The 25,426-nt window shown below is 55.6% G+C and carries 23 protein-coding genes; 9 read left to right on the top strand and 14 right to left on the bottom strand.

Annotated elements, in window-relative coordinates; all coding sequences use genetic code 11:
* Positions 1–3 precede the first annotated feature (3 nt).
* The 7 genes from JO972_RS07255 to JO972_RS07225 form a co-directional block, all read right to left on the bottom strand.
* Positions 4–744, bottom strand: a complete 741-nt coding sequence (locus JO972_RS07255) for an SDR family oxidoreductase (protein ID WP_309489359.1) — start codon at positions 742–744, stop codon at positions 4–6.
* Positions 745–825: 81 nt separating this feature from the next.
* Positions 826–2,076 carry a sialate O-acetylesterase gene (locus tag JO972_RS07250; protein ID WP_309489358.1) on the bottom strand — a complete coding sequence of 417 codons (1,251 nt, stop codon included), beginning with the start codon at positions 2,074–2,076 and terminating at the stop codon, positions 826–828.
* 144 nt (positions 2,077–2,220) lie between these two features.
* Positions 2,221–2,688, bottom strand: coding sequence for a GNAT family N-acetyltransferase (locus JO972_RS07245; protein WP_309489357.1), 468 nt, complete (start codon positions 2,686–2,688; stop codon positions 2,221–2,223).
* Positions 2,685–3,320, bottom strand: coding sequence for a trimeric intracellular cation channel family protein (locus JO972_RS07240; RefSeq protein ID WP_309489356.1), 636 nt, complete (start codon positions 3,318–3,320; stop codon positions 2,685–2,687). Before JO972_RS07240 ends, JO972_RS07245 begins: the two co-directional genes overlap by 4 nt.
* 132 nt (positions 3,321–3,452) lie before the next feature.
* Positions 3,453–4,223, bottom strand: coding sequence for a haloacid dehalogenase type II (locus JO972_RS07235; RefSeq protein WP_309489355.1), 771 nt, complete (start codon positions 4,221–4,223; stop codon positions 3,453–3,455).
* 105 nt (positions 4,224–4,328) lie between these two features.
* Positions 4,329–4,997, bottom strand: a complete 669-nt coding sequence (locus JO972_RS07230) for a hypothetical protein (RefSeq protein ID WP_309489354.1) — start codon at positions 4,995–4,997, stop codon at positions 4,329–4,331.
* 12 nt (positions 4,998–5,009) lie between these two features.
* A complete protein-coding gene (locus JO972_RS07225; RefSeq protein WP_309489353.1) occupies positions 5,010–5,663 on the bottom strand; it encodes a hypothetical protein in 654 nt (217 codons plus the stop codon).
* Positions 5,664–5,896: 233 nt separating this feature from the next.
* Between JO972_RS07225 and JO972_RS07220 the strand changes: the two genes are divergently transcribed.
* Positions 5,897–6,421 carry a hypothetical protein gene (locus tag JO972_RS07220; RefSeq protein ID WP_309489352.1) on the top strand — a complete coding sequence of 175 codons (525 nt, stop codon included), beginning with the start codon at positions 5,897–5,899 and terminating at the stop codon, positions 6,419–6,421.
* A gap of 351 nt (positions 6,422–6,772) precedes the next feature.
* Positions 6,773–7,372: a PEP-CTERM sorting domain-containing protein gene (locus JO972_RS07215; protein WP_309489351.1), complete on the top strand. Its 600-nt coding sequence runs from the start codon at positions 6,773–6,775 to the stop codon at positions 7,370–7,372.
* A gap of 137 nt (positions 7,373–7,509) precedes the next feature.
* Here JO972_RS07215 and JO972_RS07210 read toward each other — a convergent pair whose 3' ends face one another.
* Positions 7,510–9,012 (bottom strand): hypothetical protein, encoded by a 1,503-nt coding sequence (locus JO972_RS07210; protein ID WP_309489350.1) that lies wholly within the window; start codon positions 9,010–9,012, stop codon positions 7,510–7,512.
* Between the two features lie 32 nt (positions 9,013–9,044).
* Positions 9,045–11,159, bottom strand: coding sequence for an excinuclease ABC subunit UvrB (locus tag JO972_RS07205; protein WP_309489349.1), 2,115 nt, complete (start codon positions 11,157–11,159; stop codon positions 9,045–9,047).
* Positions 11,160–11,522: 363 nt separating this feature from the next.
* On the opposite strand from JO972_RS07205, the gene JO972_RS07200 reads away from it, so the two are divergent.
* Entirely contained in the window at positions 11,523–12,326 is an 804-nt protein-coding gene (locus JO972_RS07200; RefSeq protein ID WP_309489348.1) for a PEP-CTERM sorting domain-containing protein, read from the top strand.
* Between the two features lie 265 nt (positions 12,327–12,591).
* Positions 12,592–13,137: a hypothetical protein gene (locus tag JO972_RS07195; RefSeq protein ID WP_309489347.1), complete on the top strand. Its 546-nt coding sequence runs from the start codon at positions 12,592–12,594 to the stop codon at positions 13,135–13,137.
* A 56-nt stretch (positions 13,138–13,193) separates the two neighbouring features.
* Here JO972_RS07195 and JO972_RS07190 read toward each other — a convergent pair whose 3' ends face one another.
* From JO972_RS07190 to JO972_RS07180, 3 genes are all read right to left on the bottom strand, one after another.
* On the bottom strand, positions 13,194–14,024 hold the full coding sequence (locus JO972_RS07190; protein WP_309489346.1) for a PEP-CTERM sorting domain-containing protein: 831 nt from the start codon (positions 14,022–14,024) through the stop codon (positions 13,194–13,196).
* A 143-nt stretch (positions 14,025–14,167) separates the two neighbouring features.
* On the bottom strand, positions 14,168–15,742 hold the full coding sequence (locus JO972_RS07185) for a LamG-like jellyroll fold domain-containing protein (protein ID WP_309489345.1): 1,575 nt from the start codon (positions 15,740–15,742) through the stop codon (positions 14,168–14,170).
* Positions 15,739–16,281, bottom strand: coding sequence for a sigma-70 family RNA polymerase sigma factor (locus JO972_RS07180; protein WP_309489344.1), 543 nt, complete (start codon positions 16,279–16,281; stop codon positions 15,739–15,741). The genes JO972_RS07185 and JO972_RS07180 overlap by 4 nt, the downstream gene beginning before the upstream one ends.
* 202 nt (positions 16,282–16,483) lie before the next feature.
* Here JO972_RS07180 and JO972_RS07175 point away from each other — a divergent pair, with 202 nt between their 5' ends.
* The gene (locus tag JO972_RS07175; protein WP_309489343.1) at positions 16,484–17,002 is read left to right on the top strand and encodes a type III secretion system chaperone family protein; all 519 of its coding nucleotides are present in this window, start codon (positions 16,484–16,486) and stop codon (positions 17,000–17,002) included.
* 298 nt (positions 17,003–17,300) lie between these two features.
* Here the strand turns inward: JO972_RS07175 and JO972_RS07170 are convergent, their stop codons facing one another.
* Both JO972_RS07170 and JO972_RS07165 read right to left on the bottom strand, forming a co-directional pair.
* Positions 17,301–18,233, bottom strand: coding sequence for a hypothetical protein (locus JO972_RS07170; RefSeq protein ID WP_309489342.1), 933 nt, complete (start codon positions 18,231–18,233; stop codon positions 17,301–17,303).
* 155 nt (positions 18,234–18,388) lie between these two features.
* Complete coding sequence (locus JO972_RS07165) at positions 18,389–18,595, bottom strand: DUF6726 family protein (protein ID WP_309489341.1); 207 nt, start codon at positions 18,593–18,595, stop codon at positions 18,389–18,391.
* Between the two features lie 240 nt (positions 18,596–18,835).
* Between JO972_RS07165 and JO972_RS07160 the strand changes: the two genes are divergently transcribed.
* From JO972_RS07160 to JO972_RS07145, 4 genes are all read left to right on the top strand, one after another.
* Positions 18,836–21,496 (top strand): MGH1-like glycoside hydrolase domain-containing protein, encoded by a 2,661-nt coding sequence (locus JO972_RS07160; RefSeq protein WP_309489340.1) that lies wholly within the window; start codon positions 18,836–18,838, stop codon positions 21,494–21,496.
* Positions 21,497–21,683: 187 nt separating this feature from the next.
* Complete coding sequence (gene leuC / locus JO972_RS07155; protein WP_309489339.1) at positions 21,684–23,105, top strand: 3-isopropylmalate dehydratase large subunit; 1,422 nt, start codon at positions 21,684–21,686, stop codon at positions 23,103–23,105.
* A 38-nt stretch (positions 23,106–23,143) separates the two neighbouring features.
* The gene (gene leuD / locus JO972_RS07150; RefSeq protein WP_309489338.1) at positions 23,144–23,740 is read left to right on the top strand and encodes a 3-isopropylmalate dehydratase small subunit; all 597 of its coding nucleotides are present in this window, start codon (positions 23,144–23,146) and stop codon (positions 23,738–23,740) included.
* 100 nt (positions 23,741–23,840) lie between these two features.
* On the top strand, positions 23,841–25,355 hold the full coding sequence (locus tag JO972_RS07145) for an alpha-isopropylmalate synthase regulatory domain-containing protein (RefSeq protein ID WP_309489337.1): 1,515 nt from the start codon (positions 23,841–23,843) through the stop codon (positions 25,353–25,355).
* Positions 25,356–25,426: the final 71 nt, after the last annotated feature.

The following is a 25,426-nucleotide window of genomic DNA, read 5'->3' as shown; positions in this document are numbered from 1 at the left end:
AAGCTAAACAATGCCACCGTTGGCGCGGATGACTTGGCCGTTGATCCAGGCGCCGTCGGGGCTGGCCAGGAAGGATACGGCGTTGGCGATGTCTTCCGGAGTGCCGAGCCGTTCCAGTGGACTCATGTGAGTGAGCTTTTCAACCAGGGCCTCCGGCTTACCTTTGAAAAAGAGGTCGGTGGCGGTTGGGCCGGGGGCGAGGGCGTTGACGCAGATTTGGCGACCGCGCATTTCGTTCGCCAGCACCTGGCCCATGGCTTCGACGGCGGCTTTGGTAGCGACGTAGATCGCATATTTGGGCAAGGCGAGACCGATCACACTGGAAGTCAGGTTGATGATGCGGCCTTGGTCGCGAAGTCGCTTGGCGGCCTCACGCATGGTGTTGAAGCTGCCTTTGAGATTAACTGCCACGAGCCGATCGAAATCTTCATCCTTCGCCTCTGCGAGGGTGACCATGCTGAGCACGCCGGCATTGTTCACCAAGATATCGACGCCGCCGAATGCCTGCTCCGCGATGTCAAACAGCTCGGCGACTTCCTCTGCGTTCGAGACGTCCGCCTTGGCGGCTTGAGCGCGGCCTCCGGCATCGCGGATGGCCTGGACGACTTCGTCCGCTTGTTCCTGGCTGTGGCTGTAGTTGACGATGACGGCGCAGCCATCGGCGGCCAATCGACGGGCGATGGCGGCTCCGATTCCGCGCGAGCCACCGGTGACGATGGCGACTTTTTCTGGCTCTGTGGGCATACTCCCTCTTTCAGTCAGTTTGAGCCGATGTCAAATTGATTTCGCGGCCGCCCGCTGGCCATCCAGCGGGCTGATTGGTGCCTAGTTCTTTTCGATTTCAAGCATCGCCTTGGCAAAGGCATTGCCTGCTTGTGCGTGGAATTTGGCCGAGCCGTAGTAGTGGATGAAACCACCGATGGAGGTCGCGCGGTCCCAGAGCTTGATCTCCTCGGGTGTGCAGACTTGGGCGCGGTACTTGTCGAGATAGGCTCTGCGGTCATCCAAGGTCATTTTGCCGTCAGCATTGGCCGCGTCCGGGTGCTTTTGCGCGAGCTTTTTGCCCATCGCTTTGACCTTGCGCAATTTGATGTCGATGGCGCCGAGTTTGTTTTCGAAAAATGGAGCGGTCTGAACAGCGGTGACAGTCCCCTTGAACTCCTTCATGTCCGCCGGTGCCGCCATGGCTTTGCGGAAGAGTTTCATGCGTTTCTCCGCTCCCTTCGGGCCGGTGAAGGTCTTCGGGGTGTAGTCGCCGTAGGTTCCCATGACGCCGACCACAAAAGGCAGCTCGGGAGTTTTCAGATCCTTGCGGACGTCGCGGATGAACTGTGCGAGGAGCTTGCTGTAATCATCATACTGCTTGTCGCCCTTGCTTTCCGGATAGGTCAGCATGTCGCTGAAATCATTCCAGCCTTGGAACCAGACAAAGCCTGAGAGCTCGTAGCCGGCGTCGGCATCGTAGTCCGGGTAGACGCGTTTGATGTCGGCGAGCACCTTGTTCACATGATCCATCATGTAGCGGTAGTTGCGGCCGGTGGCTTCCTCTTTTTGTTTCTTCACGCGCTCGAGTGCGTTTTTCTTTTTCAGCACCTCGATTTGTTCGTCGTTCATGGTGTAGGGACCGGAGCCAGGCGAGCGGTAGTCGTTGCTGAGGTTCTGTCCACCCCAGGCGGTTTTGATGATTAAAATAGGGCCGTCGTAGGCTTCTTCCATGGTGATGCCGAAGAGATACTCCGGCCCGATGAATTCGTCAGGCTGGGTCGGGTCCTGGCGACGGAATCCGTAGCCGGCGCTGAGTTTGCCAAACCCCTCGGCGCCCGGTTGGTTCATCTTGCCATTGAGCGAGGAAATCCACACGCGATCGAGCACCTTCGGTTTGCCGTCGGGGCCGAGCATTTTCTTCAGCAGCGGCGCCGTTTTCGGATCGTCGCCGATGTGGGGAAATGTCTTGATGCCGCCGGTGCCGACCATGTTCGACTGCCCGGCCATGATGTAGATTTTCAACGGTTTGTCCGCCATGGCGGGCGTGACGCAGGCGAGCAGGAGGAGGGCGAGGAGTCGGTGGCGGAACATGGATCGGTGATTGGTTTTTGAATGAGTCTGACAGCTGCTACTGCCGGGGGGGCATCAATCTGTCATGTTGCCTGCGGCAATGCATCGGCGTGATGGGTCGGAAAATGAACCAGCCCGCGGATGTCGACCACACGGTTGCCAGTTTCACCGCCCGGGGTGGAGTCGCTGCATGCGATAGTTTTTCAGTCGGACGCCTTGCAGGTCGACCTCATGGTCCGCCACCAGTTGAAAACCTTCCTGCTCGAACAAGGGGCGGGCACAGATCGAGGCTTCGACATAGACCCGGGGGAGATCCATGGCAAAGGCGGTATCGACCGCATGCCGCAGCAGTCCGCGCATGATGCCACGGCGTTGAAAATCGGGATGCACGTAGGCGCAGTCGATGTGGCCGTCGGGGTCCAGCTCGAGAAACCCGGCGATCTTAGATCCCACTACTGCCACGAAGGGTCGTTTGAGCTCGCAGCGATTTTTCCAGTGGGCTGGATCGGGAGCCCGACCCGACCACGCCAGGCACTGCTCTTCGGTATAATCCTCACAGGCAATTTCGTGGATTGCCCGGGTGAAAATCTCGGCAATGGCGGTATGATCGCCGTGTTGGTAAATGCGGATCATCCGCGGTTGCTGCTTGAGTGATGCGCCAGGCTGAAGGCGGGCAGACGGATGTTCCAATACATCGCGGCTAGGCGCACCGTGGCCACCACCGCGGCACCGAGCATAGCGGCGAGGCCCCGCTCCATGCCGAGCTTCTGCATCAGCAAGTAGCCGAGGATGCCGGCGAGGGCGGCGACCGAGTAAAGCGGCTCCGAGGAACGAAACAGCATGGGCGTTTCGTTCGATAGCGCTTCGCGGATGATGCCACCGGCCACTCCCGTCGTGATCCCCATGAGAATCACAACGATGGCCGCGCAGCCTTGCGCTTCACTGATCTGTGCGCCGGCAATGCTGAACAATGCCAGCCCCAAGGCATCGGCAATGCGCAGGCTGTTGCCCGGTGGGGCGCTAAATCGTGTGTAGAGAATGAACAGCAGGGAGGAAACGATGGCGACTACCAGGTAGGCCGGTTCCTCGATCCAGAACACGGTCCTTTCCTTGAGCAGCACATCGCGAATGGTGCCGCCGCCGAGGGAGGTCACCACGCCAAGGGCCACCACACCGACCCAATCCAGCTGCTTGCGGCCAGCGGCAATGGCGCCACTGATGGCAAAGACGGCAACGCCGATTAAACTGAGGGAATAGAGGATCATCGCGACTTGTGGCTGCCATGGGTGCGGGCAGCTCTTTCCATGGCGATGATCTAGCACGCCGCAGCGACTGGAGTGAAGTCATTTTCACTCGCAGTCGGTGCGGCTGAGGGAAATTCTAAACGAGCTGATTGCTTACTTCAGCGTCTTCATCCACTCGGCGAGCTCGGTGATGGTGGCCACTTCCTTATCGGCGGGAATGGCGAGCGGGTAGGTGGTTTTTCCGGGACGGGTGACAAAGACACCGGTCATGCCTGCGGCCTTCACCCCGGCGATGTCCCAGCCGTGGGCAGCTACCATCATCGCTTCTTCAGGTTTCACGCCGGCTTGTTTCATCGCCCACTGGTAGGAGGCGAGGTTCGGCTTGTAAGTTTTGATATCTTCCACGCTCAGGCGCTTCTCGAAGAACTCGACCAGGCCGGCATTTTCAAACTGGGTCTGCACGCCCTTGTTCGAGGAGTTGGTAAAGCTGATGAGTCGATATCCTTGGTCCTTTAACGACTGCAGACCTTTTTTTACATCGTCGTGCGCCGGGATGCTGCGCAGTGGGGTGACGATCGCCTTGCGCGCCTCGGCCTCGGTGATTTCGATGTTGTTGTTCTGCGCCACCATCATCAGTGCGGCCACACCGATGTCTGCGAAGCCGTGGTAGCGTTCGGTGGCGGTGTCCACCAGCGAGTAGTGCAGCATGGTGGAGAACCACAGCGGCAGCAGCTCCTCCTTGCCGCCGAGCGCCTCGCCCACCGACTTGCGCATTTGCGTCAGGTCGAGCAGGGTCTCATTGACATCGAAGAAAATCACCTTCGGGCGTGAGATTTCAGCGGCGGCAGGTTGATCGGCTGAGACGGTGGAAAACATGGTGACGGTGGAGGTGACGAGGAGGGCGATGCTTTGTTTGATATTCATAACGTATCTCGGTATGACACACAGACCTTCACAATATTCCCCAGAAATTTCCGCCAGCCAGTGGAAGTTTGCATGAACGCCGTCCGAGAACGGGGAGTGCCCCAGTCAGATGCAGGCGATGAACACGTAGACCTCGGTTTTTTCCGCATTGTGCAGCAGGTAGTAAAACCATCCATTCTCTGAACGCTGATACAACTTAGCATCCGGCCAGAGTTGGTGGTTTGGGCAGTCAGGCAGCGTCGGCACCGAGCTGTAGTCCTCTTTTCCTTCGGTGAAAAAGATATCCTCCTCGAGCGCCATCTCGGTGATGAGTCGATCCACCTCGGCGGGGGTGGTTTGGAAATAATAAGTATCGCCAAAGTCCGCGATGCCTCCGCCGGTGAAGCGGTAGTGGAGCTGGCCCACATTCTCCGGCAGCTCGGTATGGGCGAAACTCCGGAAACGGTTTTTCGGAGTTGGAGGACTGAAAACTAGGTTGGCGAAAGTCAGCGCCATCACTAACAGCGAGGGGGCAAGCACCCACTGACTGCGGAAACGCCGCCATTTCCTGCGACGATACAGTGCCCTGATCACTAGGCTCCAGGGGAGAATGATCAGTAGCCAGGTGATGCCGTTGAAAAAGATGTGGATCAGCCCGTTGGTCAGCCCCTGCAGTGGATCGCTCCAGCGGAACATCTGGTCGATCACATAAGCACCATTGAAGAGCACAAAAGAAATCAGCAACAGCAGCCCGAAGCTCAATCGCTTGGCTGGGGGCTCTGTGGGGGGCGTCATCGGGGTGATGCTCTAACAGCCGGCGAGCACGGCGGTGGTCAGTCGCGAGAGCTGCGAGCAGAAATCATCCGAGTAACCCATTTCTTTGCCGAAGGCGTGCATGTACTCCGGCAGCGCCTGTTCGAGAAAGCGCACGCGTTCCGCCAAGTTCATCTCACGCATTTTCAGCTGCATCATTTTCTCCACCGTCAGGGAGTTCGCCTCCAGCAGATCGGCTTTATCGGACTCGGGGATCTGCTGGTGGTTGAGCAGGGGTTCGCTGGCTTTGATCAGCTTCTTGGTGAAGGCGGTGTGCTCGGACTTCTGCTGCTTGGCATCCTGGTGCTCGGCCTTGAGGCGGACGAAGCTCGGCAGTTCATGACTAATCAGATGGATGGGGGTCAGTCCGTTGTCGTCGAGCGTCGCCGGTTGGGCGCTGGCACAGAGACCACCTAACAAGTGGGCGGCAAAGTTCTTCAACTCATCCTGCGGAATCTCATCGGTTAAACGCAGCGCCACACCGGAAGCAAAGAAGGCGTCCGTAGGTTGGGGGGCTTGTGGGGCAGTAGGCTTCGGTGTGGGCTGCTCCGACAGCGTTGGGCGTCGGGCGGAAAATGTAAAACGGTGACGCTCTGGTGGGGTCGACCGATCACCGATGGGGGAGTTGAGATCAAAGCGGCGTTTCATTGCAGGAGCGGGAGTGAGTGGGTCCGCTGAAAAATTCGCTAATAATAGCTAATTTAGCAAACGGATAAATCTCTAATACCCTGTAAACGCTTCATTTGTAAGGGTAAAAAACTGCTAATTTAAGGAAACTTAATCATTTGACTCACTTAAGTTATTCACAAAAATAGCGTGATCCGGAGGCGGTTATTCACAAATCTTCTTGCCCAAATGAGCCAATATGAGTAATTTGCGGCGTGTCCAATACCGATATCTTGCAAAAATTAGCGAGTCTGACCTCTGAGATGAGCGATCAGATGAGTGCTGACCAGATGCGTTTGTTCAATGAAATGATGTCCAAGAAGCTGGAGCTGAAGCTGGCGGAGGAAGCATTTTTTGCTGAGGTAGGTCAACAGGCGGATGAGGACGAAAGTGTCTCGGAGAGCCTGCGCGCCATCCGTGCGATTTTCAACGATGCCTCGTATCGACTTTCCGGCACAGAGACGGTCTTGCTCGCGAGCTATTACAAGCTGCTCGAGGGAAGTGAGGAGACGGACACCAAAAAACTCAACGTGCTGCTACACAGCCACCATCGCAAGCCGGCGAATACTACCAAGATTGTGGATACCCTGGCGAAGAAGGAGCTGATGGAAATCCGAAGCGACGGATTACACGCGCACAAGCAGTTTTTCCTGACTAATACCGGTCAGAAGCAGGCGGCAGATCTGCTGCAGCAGCTCAGCAGTGCGGTGGGTGGCGAGCGCTTGTCCGTTGTGGACTAGCGTTGAGTATGGCTCCATTGGGGGACAGATCGCTTATCGACCTATTTGAAATGTGATGTCCTAGGCTCATTGGGCCCTTGGAAAAGGGGTTGTTAGTTTTAAAATTGTAAGAGAAATCGCGATAAATTTCCTTATTAATCTCTCATTTTTAACAAAACTGTAATTATTGCCTTGCAGGTCCTAATTTTTTATTTATAAATTGTGGGCGGCAACGAATATTGCCGTTCCCTTACCATGAAAAAATTTAATTTAGCCTTGGTTTTAGCACCTTTTTTGGTTTCTTCTACTCAGGCTCAACAAGTTATCCAGACGAAGACCTTTGGGCCTAGCATCCCTCAGTTCTCCACGATCATGACATTTGAGAGCTACGCTGGAGATGTCAGTGACATCGAATCCATTGTTATTTCTTGGGAGATGGATATTTATGGCGGCCAGCTGGTGATTGATAACGATGCTGTGGATCCTGCCACTGGGAGCTATGAATTTGGTGCGAAAATCTCTTTGGATAGCGACAACACGGATGTGACTACCGTGAATTCAAGTTTTGCTCCCGTGTTTACTTCCACTGAGGTCGTCAACTCAGGCACATTCAGTCTGGATGGTAATGACAGTGACGGCATTGGAGATTATAGCTCCGAGGGCGCAGATGGTATGGCGGTGAGCGGAGAATCCGTTTCTTCGAGCGGAGGCGACACTGTGTTCAGTGGTGTGTATAGCCAGTATGTCAGCGGACCTGGAGGTAGCGCGAACCGGACTTTCGACATCGGCATCGTCACCGAGCAGTATTTGAACGTCACCTCCGATGGTGGCACCGAGTATGCGATTACCCCTGTGAATGCCTCGGGTATAGTTACTCTGGTTTACAATCTGAAGACGGAAACCATTCCTGAGCCAAGCAGCATGGCGATGTTGGCCCTCGGAGGCCTCGCGCTACTGCGACGCAAACGCTAGGCGAAGATCGCCGCTGAGTGGCTTCTGTCACTCCTTTCCAATGGGCCGGATGCTTGAGCATTCGGCTTATTTTTTTGGTTCTACCCGAGCCGGAATGAGTGAATTCCTTCGTAGCTTTGCCGAGGAAACAGGCGTTGCTATTGAGGTGGGAGCGGTGGCGGAAGAGGCGGGGGTGTGGACCCTGTGCCGGGTGGCAATGGCGGCGGTGTGCTGCTGGCCTCTCGGGCATTATTTTGTTCATCCATCGCTTGATTGATGGCTACCGCCGGGACGGCGAATGTCAGTCCGTTCGGGCCGCGCTCGGCGAGACAGAACACAATTTCCATCATCAGGGTTTCCAGCTCGATCGACTGCTTGGGAATCCAGAGGTCCACGGCATAGGCTTCTATATTACCGACCAACCACGCCGGCAGTGGACGTCTGCGGCCGAAGTGGTATTCCTCGTCCTCGATCAGGGTGGCGAGCTCTTGCTCTTGGGCGTTTTCAGGCCCTTCGAGATGCGCTTTCGTGAGGATCTCTTGTGCATCCTTCAGGGTGGTGAAGAGTGCAGAGTCCTCGCCGAAGCCAATGACCACGAGTGCTGGGCCGCCGCTGCTGCCTTCCAGAATCTGATTATTGGCGATGACAACTGGAGCCATTACCAGCTCAGCTGCGGTGGCTGCCTGTTGGTAACGATTGCGGATTTCAGGGCTGTCGAGCACCCGTTTCACGGGCATGCTCTTGGCTGCTTCACGGAAGCTTTTGTTCACCAGTCCGATCCCTTTGGAAACTTTCAAGGCGATGGGATCCGGATGGATTTCATAAAAGTAGCTGTTTGCCTCGGGGCTTTGAAAATATGCGCCAGTAAGTTCGCGCACCCGCTCTTCCAGGAGGGCGGTATCGAGTCCACCTTCCTCTTCCGTGGCGGTGTTGGGTTCCGGTAGGCAGTCTGGAAAGGTGCCGGAGAGCACGCCTTGAGCGACGATGAATTGGCCGTGGGGATCGCCATGGACGGCGTCGTCAGGTAGAGCGACCCAGATTTCACCTGCGAAGGTTCGCACTCTGAGTGCCCAGAATTTCCCTTCGGTCAGATCGTTTTCCGTGTGGATGGCGAGCAGGATCTTGCCGATGACAAAAGCGTTGGCTTGGGTGGGGAGGTCGTCTTCGAGCTGTGACGGGCAGAAAAAGTGGCTGCCGTAATCAGCGAGTTGGGCGTCCGCAGCGAGAGCCTCTTCGTTGATGAAAAATTGAGCGTCTTGGGCGGTGAGTGTTAGGCTGACAGGGAGCTGCTCATCGGTCGGTGGCAGGCTGCCTAGCCATGTCTGCGGGCATTGAATACGAAATGGGCAGGCTCTGACCTCGGGGCTGGTGTCGTGGATGTCAACGACGGTGATCAGCGCTTCTTTTTTCTCCAGCAACTGATCGACCGTGGCCACCATGCCCGGAATATTTCCCACTTCGAGAATGGTGCTGACTGAACCATCGTTAAAGTTCATCCACAGCGAGACATAATCGGATTTCAGTCGTCGGGTCTCACCGGTAGCGCCGTCGAAGTCCTCTGCGCGGTCCCATGCCGATTGCAAAAGCCCTCCAATCGCTTCGTTTTCGTAGGGGATTAAAAAACCGTAAGAACATAAGCCGGGGGCATAGTTAGAGCTCATGAAAATGGACTATGGCCATCTCCTGGATGAGGTCAACCTTTCTGCAGCTGTTTGATCTGATCCCTGAGGTGGGCAGCGCGCTCGAACTCCAACTTGGCAGCGGCCTCGCGCATTTCCTCCTCGAGTTCGGCAATCACTTGGGTGACGTTGTAGCTGGCCTCGTCCTCATTGAGCACGGCGCGGTTCACCTCATCGGCGCTTTCTGCGTAGACGGTGGCCTGGCTCAGGCTTTTCTGAACACCACGGATGACACTCTGTGGCGTGATGCCGTGTTGTTCGTTGTACTCGATCTGTTTGGCGCGACGGTATTCGGTGATGTTGATCAGGGCCTGGATGGAATCGGTGACCTCATCGCAGAACAGCACACACTCGCCGGAGACGTGGCGGGCGGCGCGGCCGGCGGTCTGGATGAGGGAGGTTTCGTTGCGTAGGAAACCTTCCTTATCGGCATCGAGGATACAAACGAGGGACACTTCCGGTAAGTCAAGACCTTCTCGGAGCAGGTTGATGCCCACTAACACATCGATCTCAGCATTGCGCAGCGAGCGCAGGATTTCCACCCGCTCGACGGCTCCCACATCGGCGTGGATGTAGCGCACCTTGAGGCCGGTTTCTTGAATGTATTCGGAGAGATCTTCGGCGGTCTTTTTGGTAAGAGTAGTGACCAGCACACGCTCGCCTTTTTCCACCCGATCGCGACACATATCGATGGTGGTATCGATCTGCCCCTTGAGTGGTTTCAGCGTCAGGATGGGGTCTAACAATCCGGTCGGGCGGATGATTTGTTCCACTACCAAGTTGGTGCGCGCGGAGCGGACATCGAAGTCGTCCACATCCTGATCAGCACCGCTCGGAGTGATGGTCTTGCGGATTTGTTTCAGTGCCTGGGCGGCGGAAAGCTCGCCACGTTTCCACGGGATGAAGCGTTTGTTATCGGGGCGGGAGTTGATGAACTCAAAGGGGCCGGGAGTGGCGGAGATGTAGACTCGCTGGTTGGTCATCTGCATGAACTCATCGAACTTGAGTGGGCGGTTATCGAGGGCGCTGGGCAGGCGGAAGCCGTGTTCCACCAGGGTCGTCTTGCGGTTTTTGTCGCCTTCATACATGCCGCCGACCTGTGGCACGGAGACGTGGCTCTCGTCCATTAGCAGCAGATAGTCATCGGGGAAGAAGTCTAACAAGGTGTAGGGTCGGGCGCCGGGTTCACGCCCTGTCAGGTGCCGCGAGTAGTTCTCGATTCCCTGGCAGAACCCCATTTCTTGCATCATCTCGATATCGTAATCGGTGCGCATCCGGATGCGTTGGGCCTCGATCAGTTTGTCGTGTTTCTCAAACCATTCCACCCGCTCGGTCGCCTCCTTCTTGATCGCCCGGATCGCGGTGTTGAGTTTGTCTTTATCGGTGACGAACTGCTTGGCCGGGAAAAAGGTATGGCTGTCGAGGGTGTCCATCCTGCTGCCTGTGAGGGCGTCGATTTGTGAAATACGTTCGATCTCATCGCCGAAAAATTCCACTCGGATGGCGGTCTCCTCGAGATAGGCCGGATGCACTTCCACCACATCGCCGCGGACGCGAAACTGGCCGCGTGAGAAAGCGATGTCGTTGCGCTCGAACATCAGGTTGACCAGTCCGGCGAGAAACTCCTCGCGATCCATCTCGTCGCCAGTTTTCACCGGCAGCATCATGTTCTGATAGTCCTCGGGCGATCCCAGACCGTAGATGCAGGAAACCGACGCCACCACAATGACATCCTCGCGAGTGATCAGCGATCCCATCGTGCTGAGGCGCAGGCGTTCGATCTCATCGTTGATTGAGCTGTCTTTTTCAATGTAGGTGTCAGAGCGGGGGATGTAGGCTTCCGGCTGGTAGTAATCGAAGTAAGAAACGAAATACTCCACCGCATTGTTCGGGAAGAAGTTCTTCAGCTCGGAGTAAAGCTGTGCGGCCAGGGTTTTGTTGTGGCTCATCACCAGGGTCGGCTTGCCGGTGCGCTCGATGATGTTGGCCGCCGTGAAGGTTTTCCCAGATCCAGTGACCCCTAACAGCGTCTGGTGACGGTTCCCCGCCTCGATCGACTTGACCAGTTTTTCGATCGCCGGGCCTTGGTCGCCGGACGGTGAGTAATCGCTGTTGAGGGAAAAGGGCATGTTAAGCTAGGCTGAAGTGACGGCAAGCTAGCGCAGAATACGTTGGATGACAACGCACGGGAGTCATCTTCTCAAGGCGCTTTTCAGTCGTGTTTGTTGATGTCTTTCAATGCAGTAAGTTAATCTTACTCAGGCCACCACCTCGGGTCGTTCTGAGTGGTGGTTTTTTTATTTTCAGCTCTGGGGCGCAAAGGCAAGGGCTATGATGGAGAGCTGGGTGCTGGAAGCCTTGTAGGGCTTGATTTGACAGGCTAAACAGGAGTTTTAAATGGGGTAAATCGATAACCCTGTGGGGCTGAAATTTGCGGTAGAGAATGTTGTAAGACCAGACGTAGGTGACGCCGTCTCACACGACAATAAATTATGAAATATACATTAATCAGCAAAACAGCGCTGACTGCTGTGCTCGCATCCGCTTTTGTGGGCGCTGCTTCGGCTACGATCGTCTACCAAGACACGTTCAATGACGGGGTTGCCTCGACTAACCCTGATATCGGTGGCGGTCTGGATACGACCACAGGCTCCGTAACATCCTCTCCTTTGCTGGAGTTCTTTGGATCCATTGGACAGGGTTCGACAACATCCGGAGGAGCCCAAGGTATTGGTCTCTCGACGAATGCGTTTGATTTGAGTGGTGGATTTACGCTTTCAGTGACCTTCTCGGTGCTGGATTCCAGCAGTCCTTCTTCGTCTGCTTCAGCACCTCCTTACCCCTCGAATAGTTTCTCGTTCGGCTTGGTGGATGCAACGACAGACATCGATGATTTCCTTGGCTTTCACGTTGAGGACGGTAGCTCGACCACGCTTGATGGGATTGGCTACAACACCAACACCCGTGAGAATTCAACCACGGGTCTGAACTTCGGTGACGGCACCACAGCGTCCAATCTTAGTAACGGTCAGGTGGTTGTTGACGGCGCTCAGCAAACTTTCGAGCTGACCGTTGATGCCAACGGCAACTTCAGCTACAGCCTGAACGGTGCCGTTGCTAGCACAGGCACGACTACTCTTGACCTCTCCGATGAATACAAGTTCGCGATCTTCTCCCAAGGCACCAATGGGGGCAGCATTATCAGTGACGTCACACTAGAAACCGTTCCTGAGCCTAGCTCTGCAGCACTTCTTGGTCTGGGTGGATTGGCCCTGATCCTTCGTCGCCGCCGCTAGTGGCACGAGCTCAACTTCTAACTAATTAGAGATCAAGCCACCGTCTCACTTCTTGTGGGCGGTGGCTTGTTTCGTTTTTGCATGATGAGGTTTTTCACCAACCACTCTGCTGCGGGAGCTGAAAACCTGTGGCACGTAAGGTGGTGGGGGCATCTTCATAGGAGCAGCTAGTTAAGGAGTAGTGGCTGCTGATTACCCCGGGTTATAGATCGTGGGATCGGAGATTGAACAAATTCTGAGATCGGGGCACAAAGAGGAAACAATCATGGTGGACGACGAACATCTCACGGAAAAAATCAAAGCCAGCGTGCTGCCGCGCGGGCCCAAGGCAATCGCCGAGCCGGAGAAGGAACTGCGTTTCACCCGGGCCGGCCAGGCGCCGTTGTTCTTTTTCTTGGGGGCTATCCTTTTTGCTGCCTGTGTCGCCGTCTTTATTCTTTCGACCCAAGACTGGGGTATGGAGGATCCTCCGCTTAAAGGCTGGTGGTGGCTCTGTTTGCCGGGGCTGTTCGCCGTTTATGGAATGATTCGCCTAGGCCTGCGCTGCACCCGACACGCCTACATCATCCTCAGTCCGCTCGGCATCGAGATATTTCCCTTTTTCAACGCGGCGAAAAACCTGCAGGTGATCTACTGGAGCCAGGTGGCCGATGCTGAATTCAGCCCGGATGCCAAGAACCTAGTGCTGCATTTCTCCGAGGAGAAAAAAAGCGGCGTCATCGCTTCGCTGAAACCGATTCCCTCCAGTCGCCGTCACCTGTTGGAGGAGGCCGTGCTCGGGGTGCTGGAAAAGCGTGATTCCGAGGCATAAAAAATCCCACTCAGAGCAAAATGGCTGAGTGGGATAGTTGATAGCTTGATGATTCCCTATTTGCGACGGCGCAGAATCAGAGCTAGTCCGCTGAGTCCGACCAGGGCTGCGGAGGATGGTTCGGGAACTGCGGTGAGTGTGTATTCGGTCGTTCCTGCGGTTCCAGAGGTGCTGAAATAATCGTCGAATTGTCCGACGTTAGCACCGTTCCACTGAAGGATGCCGTTGTCCCACAGGTTTTCCCAGGTAGCGACGTTGTTGGCGACTCCTTCGGTTTCGATTCCGATGCGGCCTTCAATTGTGCCGGCACCGGTAAAGTTGATATTGTAATCAGAGAGGTCTGAATCGTAGAGCCACATCCCTACGGCTCCGTTTAGGTCAAGCGTGCTGCCTCCTCCGATATTCATGTCAAAGGTGAAACCGGGGTTAGTCCAGGCGCGTGTCACATCAGGGCCAACGTGGAATTCATTGTCGAATGTGGCAGATGCACCGTTTATTAGGTTGAATGTACCGCCTGCATCGCCGTTGTCAAAGCCAACTCGAAAGTAGCTTGTGGTATTCCACGTGGCATTATCGATGGTCAGGGTTCCTCCTTGGAGGCGCTGCCAGTTAGTTACCGTTTGATTGACGGTGCTGCCACCTGAGACGGTAACCGTGGAGCCAGTGGTGATGTCGAGATCCGCTGACGGATTGTGAGTTATTGTATCGCCATTGTTGATCATGACGTTGTCTGTTCCATCGACGACAGGGGTGCTCCCCGTGTCCCAGTTTGCATCTGTATACCACAATCCGTCGGTGCTGGTGTTGTTCCACGTCACGGTAGCCGCTTGCGCTGTGCCGATGAGGATGCTTGCCGCTGCGGTGCTGGTTAGTATTGTATGTTTCATTTGTTTTTTAATGTATTGGTTTGTGTTTTCCGAGTGGTGTTTGGTTGAACTGATTGAATGTTTATCTGTGAAAACGTGGGTTTTTCAGTGGGGCATCAAAGAGGGGAGGAGTGAAATGGGGGATAGTTTAATTCTTTGCTTAATCAGTGAGTCAGCTGGTTGGTTTCCATGAGCTGTAGAACAGACTTTTCACTGATGGAGCCTTCGATGATGAAGAGTTCATCAATCTGCGCTTCGAGAAAATACTCTGGGCGGATGAGTAAGGCGGGGTCTCTGGAAAGTGTTGCTCCGATGACAAGAGGCGTGTTTTCCAAGGTGTCGATCATGACCTGCCCTTCTTGGTCAGTTCGGGGAGGGGAGGAGAATGCCGGGGCGATATGGTGAGCTTTGCCATCGATGTAGAGCCGGGTGTGTGGGTGTCCGTTTTCATCGGATTGTCCATCGTAGGTCACGGTGATGTGATGCCAGCTGTTGTCATCGAGTGAGGTCTCGGGAGCGTAGAACCAGAACCCACCAAAACTGATGTTGAGCATGGGGTGGCGGTTTTCAGCGAAATCAAGGTGGATGGTCCACTTGGTGTTATAGTTTTTGAGGTCGCCTTCCTGCTGAGTGCCCCAGCCGATAATGGTCTTGGTAACAACTGGCGGAGCGGAGCGGCGTGTTGGTAACTTCATCCAAAACGCAACGCTGCGGGGCGCATTGCCAAGGATACCCGGCCAATCGCTTGAGAGATACTGACTGGAGCCGTCGAGCGACAGAGCAGTGCCAAATTTTCCCTGACTCAATAAAGGAGAAGAAGATGGGGTGTTATGGAGTTGGGAGTTGAGCTGAGAGGCCGTATGGATGGTGTTCGATGTGAGCAGCTTGTCTTTGTCGTCGAACGACCAGTGGATGTGAGGCAACGTTTTCGGAAGCTCGTGTTGGAAACCTTCCGGAGTGTTGGCGACGACCTGAAACCTCCCATACGGACGCACGAGCACAGCTTCCCCAGCAGTCAGGCTGGTCGATTTTTTGACTCCATGCAGAGCCTCCACCTGGACTTTACCTTTGAAAACATGCACCTCGTCATCTTTTTCGGGATGAGAGAGGACACCAAATTCTGTTCCGAGGTCGATGACTTTGAGTTCACGTGTGACGACGGTGAACCCCTTGGCCTGTTCCGGCACATGGAACCAGCCGGTGCCTGTGTCGATGTAGAGTTTATTTTCGTCATGCAGTGTCATGTCGGCAGGTCCTTGCACGATGGCTTGCACTCCATTGGAGAAGTTCAGTTCCACTGTGCCTTGGCTGACCTGGAGTCGAGATTCCGGGGCGAGGTGGTGCTCATTTCCTGACTTGTTTTCCCCACTGTGTGTTAGCGTGAAGACGGTGCCTGGAGCAGTGGCGAATTGAGCTTCTGGTTTTTGTGATGGAGCGACAAAATACAGGCGCATACAAACAAGACTGATAATGACTAAGGCGGCAGCAGCGAAAACAGCAATGCGGCGGCTACGCAAGCGTTCCAGATGGCTGCGGGCATCGGCAAGTCCAGTCATGCTGGTGCCGGCTGTGGACCTTGAAAGTCGGAATTCCAGACCTTGATGTAACGCGGCGTATTGATAGTAGATCGCACGCGCCTCGGGGCTGGCGAGCAGCTCGTCTTCAAGGTGGTGGAAATTGCTTTCGTCTATGGAGCCATCCAAAAGTGACTGGATACGTGATTCTAGTGGCTGGGTCATTGTGCATCTCCCTCTATCTTGATCATGGCCAGCCCCTCGTTGATGCATTTGCGTAGAGTGGCTCTGACACGGTGGAGGGTGACGGAGAGCGAGGAGACACTGCGACCACACTTCCGAGCGTAAGTTTCAAGCCCGTCCTTAGACTGATAACGATGATTGAGCAGCTCGCGATGATTCGGGCGTAGCTTCTGTAAACATTGCTCCAGCTGGCTGAGCCGTGAGGCACTGGGCGTGATGGCTTGAGGGCTCTCATCGGCAATCGTTGCGAGGAGCTCGTCATTGAAAACCAGCCAGCTGCCACGATTGTGTTTTTTGAGGTGAGCTAAAACTTCAAAGCGTGCGATCGTCATTGCCCAAGCACGAAAATTGGAGCCCAGCTCAAAGTCCGCCTGTTTCTTCCAAAGGGTGAGATTGGTTTTTTGCAAAACATCACTGACATCAGGGCTCCCTGGAAGCTGAGTGATGATAAATGCCCACAGATCCGCCTGATGCTCTGTGAGAAGGCTGACAAATTCTGATGATGGTGGCGGTGTAGACATAAATACGTTCGCTCATATACAGCCGTAAAACCAAAATCTTAACACGCCGACTGAACGCAGGGGTGGTTTTATTGGTGGCGATCGACTAAAGTAGCGTTTCGTGGCCGGAAATCCGCCGTCGCAACGCTGCTGACGGATCTAAATCGTGAAATGGTGATCTTTAGGATTTGGAAATTGGTATTTAGTGCTTAGAACTCCGCCCATGCGCCCAACATCTATTCAGATCCAGTCCGTCATGGACGCCTTTGGCAAGCAAAGCTGGCAGTTCGAGCACCTTGAGGGCAAGGACGTCATCCGCACCGCTTTCGAAGCCTACCACACCCACGTGCACCTGCACGCGCAGGCATTTCCCCAGCTGAATGCTCTCTCGGTGGTGGGAGAAACCCCGATGGAAGTGGACATCGAACACGAACCGGTGCTGCTGGAGCTGCTCGCTCGCGCCAATAAAAAAATTACGCTGGGCAGCCTGGAGTATGACCTCGATCGCTCCCAGCTGATGTTCCGCATCACCAACCTCTTCGAACGCGATAAATTCGACGCCGACATTATTTCATCGATGGTGCACGCCGCCATCGCCGAGGTCGACCGCATTACGCCCTACGCTGCGGTGATTCAGCAGACACCCGAAGACTTGCTCGATGACTTATCGGTTGAGCGTCTCTTGCTGCGCGACGATCTCATCCCACCTGTGCCGGAGGATGAGGACAGCCAAAACATTTAGTGATCGAGCACGGCTGGCGATTTACGCTTGATCATGGGGCTTGGAAAAAAGCCACCGCCCTAAAAATTGACAGCCCCGCCAATTCCACCCGAAGGTTTTACTGACGGAGCTGTTCCCCCCCAAATACCGCTTATTGCTAAGCGATGTAGTCAACTTGCCAAAAAGTTAGAAAAAGACAAGTATAAAGTAAGGTTGTTTTTATTATTAACGTAATTCCTAGGTTTTTTAGGCCTGTTTTGCCGGGATTTTTTAGACTATCCGTTTAAAAGAGCCTTATTGAGACGGCGAAAGAGGGCATTTACATGCGAGCCCTGATCGAGTCGCGGCCGAGATCTTTGAGGAAATGCCAGGCGTCGAGGAACTGATTCGCCCAGTGATGCCACGTGAGGTTTCCGGGGGCTAGGCAGAGGATCACCGAAAGCACGATGACATTGGTGAGGTAGATCACCACCAAGGAGAAAAACACGCCGTTTTCCTTCAGGTCCGGTTGGTCGCGCGGGATCATCCACAGTGTCCACAGCAGGTGGAATGCCCAGCTGCCACCGATCAGCAGATAGAGGACCTCGCGGTGGTAGGGGATATTCGTGACGAGGCTGAGTAAGGTGGAAATCAGCAGGATGACCACGGTCCAAAACGGCACGAAGTAGGGCGAGAGCGCAATCAGGACATTGCTTTTGTTGGTCATGATGTAACCCCCGTCGGCGCTGACGCTGATGCCGCCCACTTTTCCAAAGCAGGCGTAGACAAAGATCGCGTGTGTCAGCTCGTGACCCAGCACGTAGAAATACAGAAACAGCCGCTCCAGTAGCCCCGTGAAGAACCAGCCGCCCATGAGCACCATGCCGATGGCAAAGTAGAGGAAATGCGGTGTGCGAATGAGGTCCGACCAAAATGTGCGGGTGCTCGCCCCGGCTTCGTTGACGTTGAACAAGGCCATGGTGGTCACCACGCAGAGCGGTAACAGGGCGATGGCCAACAGCCAGCGGATCAGCCGCTGTGGCATGCTCAGATGGATGGCTCCATCATCGGAGACCCCCGCGATGGCGGCCCGCACCGAGGTCAGACCCTCGCGTTTTCCCATCCTCCGGTTGGCCCGCTGCTTGGCCCGTTGGTTGGCATTGTGGAAGGCTTCGCGCAGGGTGGGACGACCCGATCTGCGGCTATTGCGCTGGCGGGTGTTCCTGGGGCGGCGGCTTAAAGTCCGCGGTTTGGATCGTTTTCGGGATCTCATGCCTAGGCTTTCCTTGGATGGATTCTACGAAGCATGGACGGATACGACGCAGGAGTTACTTAAGATTGCTTAAATAAAGAGCCAGTGCAATACAGAACTGTGGTGCACTGCGGAATCGTTGCTGGCATGCGAGCTGCCGGCTATTTCAAGCCTAATTACTCGGCCTCACGTGCCGCCTCGGCTGCTGCGGCAGCCTCTTCGGCATCGCTGGTGTGCATGGCATCGATGCCGGCGCCCATGGCCTTGCCGGTGACCTTAGCCGTGGTGGTGACTACAGATTCGGCTACCTTCACTGGCACGGTAACGAGGGCGCAGGAGTTGAGGGTCAATACGAGCGGGGGAAGCAGCAGGAGTCGGATCATGTTGGAGGGCATAAATGGATCTTGAGAAATATGCAATGATCACCGAGGGCATCGGCAATGAGAATCAGTGATCGCAGGGGTGGGCTTCATGACTAGCTGGAGAACTGACACTTGGAAGGATTGCGGTCTGTCATCTTTTTGGCAGAACTGAAACACTCGTCACACAAATGCCTTGTTTATGGCTTGAAGCTTGCTGGGGCTTAGTTATTCCAGCTCAGTCGCTAGTAGCACACCGCCCTTATGAACCCAGAAAACCACCGCATCAAAGAGAATCGTGAACGCAGCAAACATTGGCTGCGCTGGGGGCCTTACTTGAGCGAACGCCAGTGGGGCACGGTCCGCGAGGACTACACCGAGCACGGCCACAGCTGGTCGGCCTTTCCCCACGATCAGGCGCGCAGCCGGGTTTACCGCTGGAGCGAGGACGGACTGAACGGTTGGTCGGATCGGCGCGGACGTCTATGTTTCGCCCCCGCGCTTTGGAATGGCAAGGACCCGATCCTGAAAGAGCGCCTCTACGGCTTTGGCGGTCACGAGGGCAACCACGGGGAGGACTGCAAGGAGTGCTACTACTACCTCGATTCCACTCCGTCTCATTCCTACACCAAGGTGCTCTACAAGTATCCGCAGTGTGAATATCCCTACCAGAATCTCCTCAAGGAAAACAGCCAGCTGACCCGTCTCGACCCCGAGATCGAGCTGGCGGACCTGGGGGTCTTTGATGACGATCGCTACTTCGATGTGGTCCAGGAAGTGGCCAAGCGCACCCCCGAAGACATCCTCTGGAAGATTTCCGTGACCAATCGCGCCGCCGTGCGCGCCCCCATCCACGTCCTGCCCCAGGTTTGGTTCCGCAACATCTGGGAGGGTGGCAACGCCAGTGAGAAGCCCGATCAGAAACCGCGCATGTTCATTGAGGACGGGGTGCTGAAAATCCATCACGAGACGCTGGGGAAATTTGTCTTCCACGTCGACGCGACCGATAGCAAGCCCTTCAAGCGCTGGCTGTTCACTGACAACGAAACCAACGAGGAGGCGATTTTCAACCGCAAGAGCAAGAACCCATACACCAAGGACGCCTTCCACCGCTTTGTCATCGATGGAGCCAAGGAGGTGGTGAACCCGAACAAAGAAGGCACCAAGGCTGCGCCGATGTTCAAGTTCCTGGTGCCGGCCGGCGAGACGGTCACCATCCGCTGTCGCCTGCACCGCGAGCGCGAGAACAATGGGTTTTCCTCCTTCGAGGAGTTCGATGAAACCCTCGCCGCACGTATCCGCGAGTGCGATGAATTCTACGACGAGAAGATCCCGCAGCATCTCCCCGAGCAGGAAAAGCTGGTCTGCCGGCAGTCCTACGCCGGTTTGCTCTGGACCAAGCAGTTCTATCACTTTGTGGTCAAGGACTGGCTGCACCACAGCCCGGATGGCTCGCCATTGCCGGCGCGTCGATTGATCGGGCGCAACCACGATTGGCAGCATGTTTACGCGCAGGACGTTTTCTCCATGCCGGACAAGTGGGAATACCCGTGGTTTGCCGCCTGGGATTCCGCCTTCCACATGATTGCCTTTGCCGCTATCGATCCAGATTACGCCAAGAGCCAGCTGCTGCTGCTGCTGCGCGAGTGGTACATGCACCCGAACGGTCAGCTGCCGGCCTATGAGTGGAACTTTTCCGATGTCAACCCACCGGTCCACGCCTGGGCGGTCTGGCGGGTTTATAAAATCGGAGCCCCGCGCGGCGAGAGAGACCTGCTGTTCTTGGAAAAGGCCTTCCAGAAGCTGCTCATCAACTTCACCTGGTGGGTCAACCGCAAGGATAGCGAAGGCCGACACGTCTTCGGCGGTGGCTTCCTCGGGCTGGATAATATCGGCGTTTTCGATCGCTCCCACGCTCTGCCGGATGGATCGCACCTGCACCAGGCGGACGGCACCGCCTGGATGGCCAGCTACTGCCTAACCATGCTGGCCATGGCGCTGGAACTGGCACCGGAGAAACCGGCCTACGGCGATATCGCTTCCAAGTTCTTCGAGCACTTCGTCAATATTGTTGATGCTATCAACTCGATCGGCGGCACCGGGCTGTGGAACGAAGAGGATGGATTTTACTACGATCAGTTGATGATCGATCGGGAGTTCCCCATGCACCTGCGCACCCGCTCACTGGTCGGGCTTCTGCCGCTTTTTGCCACCATGACCTTGCGCCAGGACGTGATCGACCAGCTTCCCGAGTTCAAAAAACGGGTCGATTGGTTCCTCACCAACCGCACCGATCTGCTGAAATACATCTCTTTCCGCACGGCGAAAAAACGAGGCCTCGGCGGCATGATTTTGCTCTCGATCGCCTCCGAAGAGCGCCTACGCAAGACCCTGGAGCGCATGCTTGATCCCGATGAGTTTTTGTCGGACTTCGGCATTCGCTCACTCAGCAAGGTGCACGAGAAGGAGCCCTTTGTGTTCAGTCACGGCGGCGAGACCAATGAGGTGCGCTACACCCCCGGCGAGTCCGAGACGGATATGTTCGGCGGCAACTCGAACTGGCGCGGACCGATCTGGTTTCCCACCAATTACCTGCTGATCGAGGCACTTGAACGCTACTACTTCTACTACGGCGATTCCTTCCTGATCGAGTATCCCATCGGCTCGGGCAACGAGTGCAACCTGCGCGAGGTGGCGCACGACCTCTGCGGTCGTTTGGTCAAGCTGTTCACCCCGGATGAAAACGGAGCGCGTCCCTGCTACGGCGATGCCAGCCGCTATGCGGAGAAGGAGCACTGGCAGGATCTGCTGCTGTATCACGAATACTTCCATGCGGAAACGGGCGAAGGGCTCGGCGCTTCCCACCAGACCGGTTGGACCTCGCTGGTGACCCATCTGATCCACAAGAGAGATCGGATCGATTAGATACGGCCGCCATGGCCCGCGGTGTTGCCGGGGCGGGGGAGAGGGGCAAAAGCCCCTTGGCGGAGGCGCTGTGCCATGACGCAGAAACGCCCGAATTTCGCAATTTAAGGATGGAACCAAGAGTCCATCTCCCATTAGATCCGCGCGCGCAGCACACCGTGCTGATCGTCAATAATTTACACATACCATGGCTAAAACTCTATTCGATAAAATTTGGGACGCACACGCAGTGACTGACATTGAGGGTGGCCCGACGCAGCTTTACATCGATCGCCAGTTCGCCCACGAGGTGACGTCTCCCCAGGCATTCAACGGCCTCCGCGAGCGCGGTCTCGAGGTGCTCCGCCCGAGCAAAACCACCGCCACGCCGGATCACAATATCCCGACTTGGGACCAGGACAAGCCGATCGCCGATCCCATTTCCAAGTTCCAGGTCGAGACCCTCACTAAGAACTGTAACGAGTTCGGCATCACTCTCTACGGACTCGGTAATAACAAAAACGGCATCGTGCACGTGGTCGGACCGGAAAACGGCTACACGCTGCCCGGAATGACCATCGTCTGTGGCGATAGTCACACGTCCACTCACGGCGCCTTCGGCACCATCGCCTTCGGCATCGGCACCAGCGAGGTGGAAATGGTGCTCGCCAGCCAGTGCATCCTCCAGCCGCGACCGAAAACCATGCTCATCAATATCGATGGCGAGCTGGGCAAGGCGGTATCGGCCAAGGACATCATCCTCTACGTCATCTCCCAGCTGTCCACCGGCGGCGGCACCGGCCACTTTGTCGAGTTCGCCGGCTCTGCCATCACCGCGCTTTCCATGGAGGCCCGCATGACACTGTGTAACATGTCCATCGAGATGGGCGCACGTGGCGGCTTGATCGCTCCGGACCAGACCACCTTCGACTACATCGAAGGCCGCGAGTTCGCTCCCAAGGGCGACGACTGGGACAAGGCGATCGCATACTGGAAAACTCTGAAAACCGACGACGGTGCCAAGTTCGACAAGGTCTTCAATTTCAACGCCAAAGACATCGAGCCGATGATCACCTACGGCACGAACCCAGGTATGGGCGTCGGCATCAGCGGCTCCATCCCAACGCTCGATGAAATCGACAAGGCGAGTCAGGCGACCTTCAAGCAGTCGATGGACTACATGGGCTTCCAGCCTGGCGACAAGATGATCGGTAAGAAAATCGATTACGTCTTCGTCGGCTCCTGCACCAACGGCCGCATCGAGGATCTCAGAACCTTCTGCGATTTCATCAAGGGTAAGAAAAAGGCCGACCACGTCACCGCATGGATCGTCCCCGGCAGCCGTCAGGTGGAGAAGCAAGCACGCGAAGAAGGCCTGATCAAGATCATGACTGACGCCGGATTTGTCATGCGTCAGCCCGGTTGCTCCGCCTGTCTCGCGATGAACGACGATAAGATCCCTGCCGGAAAATACAGCGTCTCCACATCGAACCGGAACTTTGAAGGTCGCCAAGGCCCCGGCGCCAGAACCCTGCTCGCCAGCGTGCTCACCGCCGCCGCCGCAGCCATCACCGGCGAAGTCACCGACCCTCGCACCATGACCGAGTCCCCAGAGCCAGCATTGGTCTAACTGAATACCGAACACTTCTAACTGAAAATTTATATCCCATGGCTATTGAAAAATTCAACACCGTCACCTCCACCTGCATTCCTTTGCCGATTGAAAACGTGGACACGGATCAGATCATCCCCGCCCGTTTCCTCAAGGCGACCACCAAAGAAGGCTTTGGCGACAACCTTTTCCGCGACTGGCGTTACGATAAACAAGACCAACCCAAGGCCGATTTCGTGCTCAACGATCCCACCTACAGCGGTGAGATTTTTGTCGCAGGAAAGAATTTCGGCAGCGGCTCCAGCCGTGAGCACGCCGCTTGGGCGATCGCTGGTTACGGCCTTCGCGTTGTGGTTTCCAGCTTCTTCGCAGACATCTTCAAAGGCAACGCGCTGAACAATGGCGTGCTTCCTGTGCAGGTTTCAGAAGACTTCCTCGCCAAGCTTTTCAAAGCCATCGAGGCCGATCCCAAGACCACCATCACAGTGAATCTCCCTGATCAAAGCATCACGCTTGATAGCACAGGCGAGTCCGAGGATTTTGAAATCAATCCTTACAAAAAGAACTGCATGCTCAACGGCTACGACGACATCGATTACCTCCTCAGCAATAAGGACAAGATCGAGGAGTGGGAAAAAACCAGCTTCTACTAACAGAAGGTGCCGAAGATTTCCAATCTCCCAACAACCATATCGAGCTTAGCCCCCACTTGGCACTTATCTTTCAGAACACAATCATCCCCCCCACCGAGACATGCACATAGAAATCATGGACACCACGCTGCGCGATGGTGAACAAACCTCAGGAGTCTCATTCTCCGCCCATGAGAAGCTGAGCATGGCGAAAATCCTGGTCGAGAGCGTCAAGGTCGACCGCATCGAGGTCGCTTCCGCCAGAGTCTCGGATGGTGAGTTCGAGGGGGTGAAGGCGATTACCGCGTGGGCGAAAAAACACGGCCATCTCGATAAGGTAGAGGTGTTGGGCTTCTGCGATGGCAAGGTTTCGGTCGATTGGATTACCTCCGCCGGCGGACGTGTCATCAATCTGTTAGCCAAAGGTTCGCAGCGCCACGTCGAGCTGCAGCTTCGCAAAACTCCGGAGCAGCACCTCGCTGACATCAAGGAACTGATCGCCTACGCCGACTCCCAGAATGTGGATGTGAACATCTACCTGGAAGACTGGAGCAACGGCATGATCAGCTCGCCGGACTATGTGTTCTTCATGGTTGATGGCCTGAAGGAAACGTCGATCAAGCGCTTCATGCTGCCGGACACGCTCGGGATTTTAAACCCAGACCAGACACTGGATTTCTGCAGCCAGATGGTCGAGCGCTACCCGGACCTGTGGTTCGATTTCCACGCTCACAACGATTACGATCTCGCTGCGGCGAACGTTTTCAGTGCGGTGAAGGCAAAAATCCACGGCATCCACGCCACCGTCAACGGCATGGGCGAGCGCGCCGGTAATGTGCCGCTTTCCAGCGTCATCGGCGTCGTTCACGATCAGCTGAAGGAGTCGACCAATATCGAGGAAACGGCGATCAATAAGGTCAGTCGGATCGTCGAGACATACTCTGGTGTTAGGATTCCCGCAAACAAGCCGGTCATCGGTGAGTTTGTTTTCACCCAGACCGCCGGCATCCACGCCGACGGCGATTCCAAGGACAACCTTTACTACAATGGTCTGCTGCCGGAACGCTTCGGTCGCACGCGCGAATACGCCCTCGGAAAAACCTCCGGCAAGGCGAACATTCAGAAGAACCTCGAGGACCTCGGCATCAGTCTCGACGATGCCGATCTCAAGCGCGTGACTAACAAGATCATCGAGCTCGGTGATAAAAAAGAACGCGTCACCAAGGAAGACCTGCCATTCATCATTGCGGATGTCTTGGGCGATGCCGCTGTGAACCATGGCATTGAGGTGGTGAACTATTCACTCTCGTTGACCCAAGGGCTCAACCCGGTGGCCACCGTCCGCCTGAGCGTGCAGGGCGAGTTCTATCAGGCCACCAGCATCGGCGACGGCCAATACAATGCCTTTGTCCGGGCGCTGTGGAAAATTTACAATCGGCTTGATAAACCCCACCCACATTTGGTGGATTACTCCGTCACCATTCCCCCCGGTGGTCGCACCGATGCCCTGGTGGAGGCAACCATCCTCTGGGAGTTCAACGGCAAGCAGTTCAAAACCCGAGGACTGGACGTTGATCAGACCGAGGCCGCCATCAAGGCCACGATCAAGGTGCTCAACATCATCGAAGAATTTTAACCCCGTCATCGAGCTTTTAAGCTCTTCCCCTCGAACCAAGAGGTCAGACACCTCTTTTACGTAAGCAATAT

The sequence above is a fragment of the Oceaniferula flava genome, from assembly GCF_016811075.1.
Lineage (GTDB): Bacteria > Verrucomicrobiota > Verrucomicrobiia > Verrucomicrobiales > Akkermansiaceae > Oceaniferula > Oceaniferula flava.
Note: the sequence above shows the minus strand (reverse complement) of the source record. Positions and strands in the feature narration are given on the sequence as shown.

Bases quoted from the DNA above. Each gene is read 5' to 3' on its own strand.
- JO972_RS07200 (WP_309489348.1), top strand. From the start codon at position 11,523: ATGAAATATACATTAATCAGCAAAACAGCGCTGACTGCTGTGCTCGCA.
- JO972_RS07190 (WP_309489346.1), bottom strand. From the start codon at position 14,024: ATGAAACATACAATACTAACCAGCACCGCAGCGGCAAGCATCCTCATC.
- JO972_RS07180 (WP_309489344.1), bottom strand. From the start codon at position 16,281: ATGTCTACACCGCCACCATCATCAGAATTTGTCAGCCTTCTCACAGAG.
- leuD (WP_309489338.1), top strand. From the start codon at position 23,144: ATGGCTATTGAAAAATTCAACACCGTCACCTCCACCTGCATTCCTTTG.
- JO972_RS07185 (WP_309489345.1), bottom strand. From the start codon at position 15,742: ATGACCCAGCCACTAGAATCACGTATCCAGTCACTTTTGGATGGCTCC.
- JO972_RS07230 (WP_309489354.1), bottom strand. From the start codon at position 4,997: ATGACGCCCCCCACAGAGCCCCCAGCCAAGCGATTGAGCTTCGGGCTG.
- JO972_RS07175 (WP_309489343.1), top strand. From the start codon at position 16,484: ATGCGCCCAACATCTATTCAGATCCAGTCCGTCATGGACGCCTTTGGC.
- JO972_RS07145 (WP_309489337.1), top strand. From the start codon at position 23,841: ATGCACATAGAAATCATGGACACCACGCTGCGCGATGGTGAACAAACC.
- JO972_RS07205 (WP_309489349.1), bottom strand. From the start codon at position 11,159: ATGCCCTTTTCCCTCAACAGCGATTACTCACCGTCCGGCGACCAAGGC.
- JO972_RS07165 (WP_309489341.1), bottom strand. From the start codon at position 18,595: ATGATCCGACTCCTGCTGCTTCCCCCGCTCGTATTGACCCTCAACTCC.
- JO972_RS07160 (WP_309489340.1), top strand. From the start codon at position 18,836: ATGAACCCAGAAAACCACCGCATCAAAGAGAATCGTGAACGCAGCAAA.
- leuC (WP_309489339.1), top strand. From the start codon at position 21,684: ATGGCTAAAACTCTATTCGATAAAATTTGGGACGCACACGCAGTGACT.
- JO972_RS07225 (WP_309489353.1), bottom strand. From the start codon at position 5,663: ATGAAACGCCGCTTTGATCTCAACTCCCCCATCGGTGATCGGTCGACC.
- JO972_RS07240 (WP_309489356.1), bottom strand. From the start codon at position 3,320: ATGATCCTCTATTCCCTCAGTTTAATCGGCGTTGCCGTCTTTGCCATC.
- JO972_RS07210 (WP_309489350.1), bottom strand. From the start codon at position 9,012: ATGAGCTCTAACTATGCCCCCGGCTTATGTTCTTACGGTTTTTTAATC.
- JO972_RS07195 (WP_309489347.1), top strand. From the start codon at position 12,592: ATGGTGGACGACGAACATCTCACGGAAAAAATCAAAGCCAGCGTGCTG.
- JO972_RS07250 (WP_309489358.1), bottom strand. From the start codon at position 2,076: ATGTTCCGCCACCGACTCCTCGCCCTCCTCCTGCTCGCCTGCGTCACG.
- JO972_RS07170 (WP_309489342.1), bottom strand. From the start codon at position 18,233: ATGAGATCCCGAAAACGATCCAAACCGCGGACTTTAAGCCGCCGCCCC.
- JO972_RS07235 (WP_309489355.1), bottom strand. From the start codon at position 4,223: ATGAATATCAAACAAAGCATCGCCCTCCTCGTCACCTCCACCGTCACC.
- JO972_RS07255 (WP_309489359.1), bottom strand. From the start codon at position 744: ATGCCCACAGAGCCAGAAAAAGTCGCCATCGTCACCGGTGGCTCGCGC.
- JO972_RS07215 (WP_309489351.1), top strand. From the start codon at position 6,773: ATGACATTTGAGAGCTACGCTGGAGATGTCAGTGACATCGAATCCATT.
- JO972_RS07245 (WP_309489357.1), bottom strand. From the start codon at position 2,688: ATGATCCGCATTTACCAACACGGCGATCATACCGCCATTGCCGAGATT.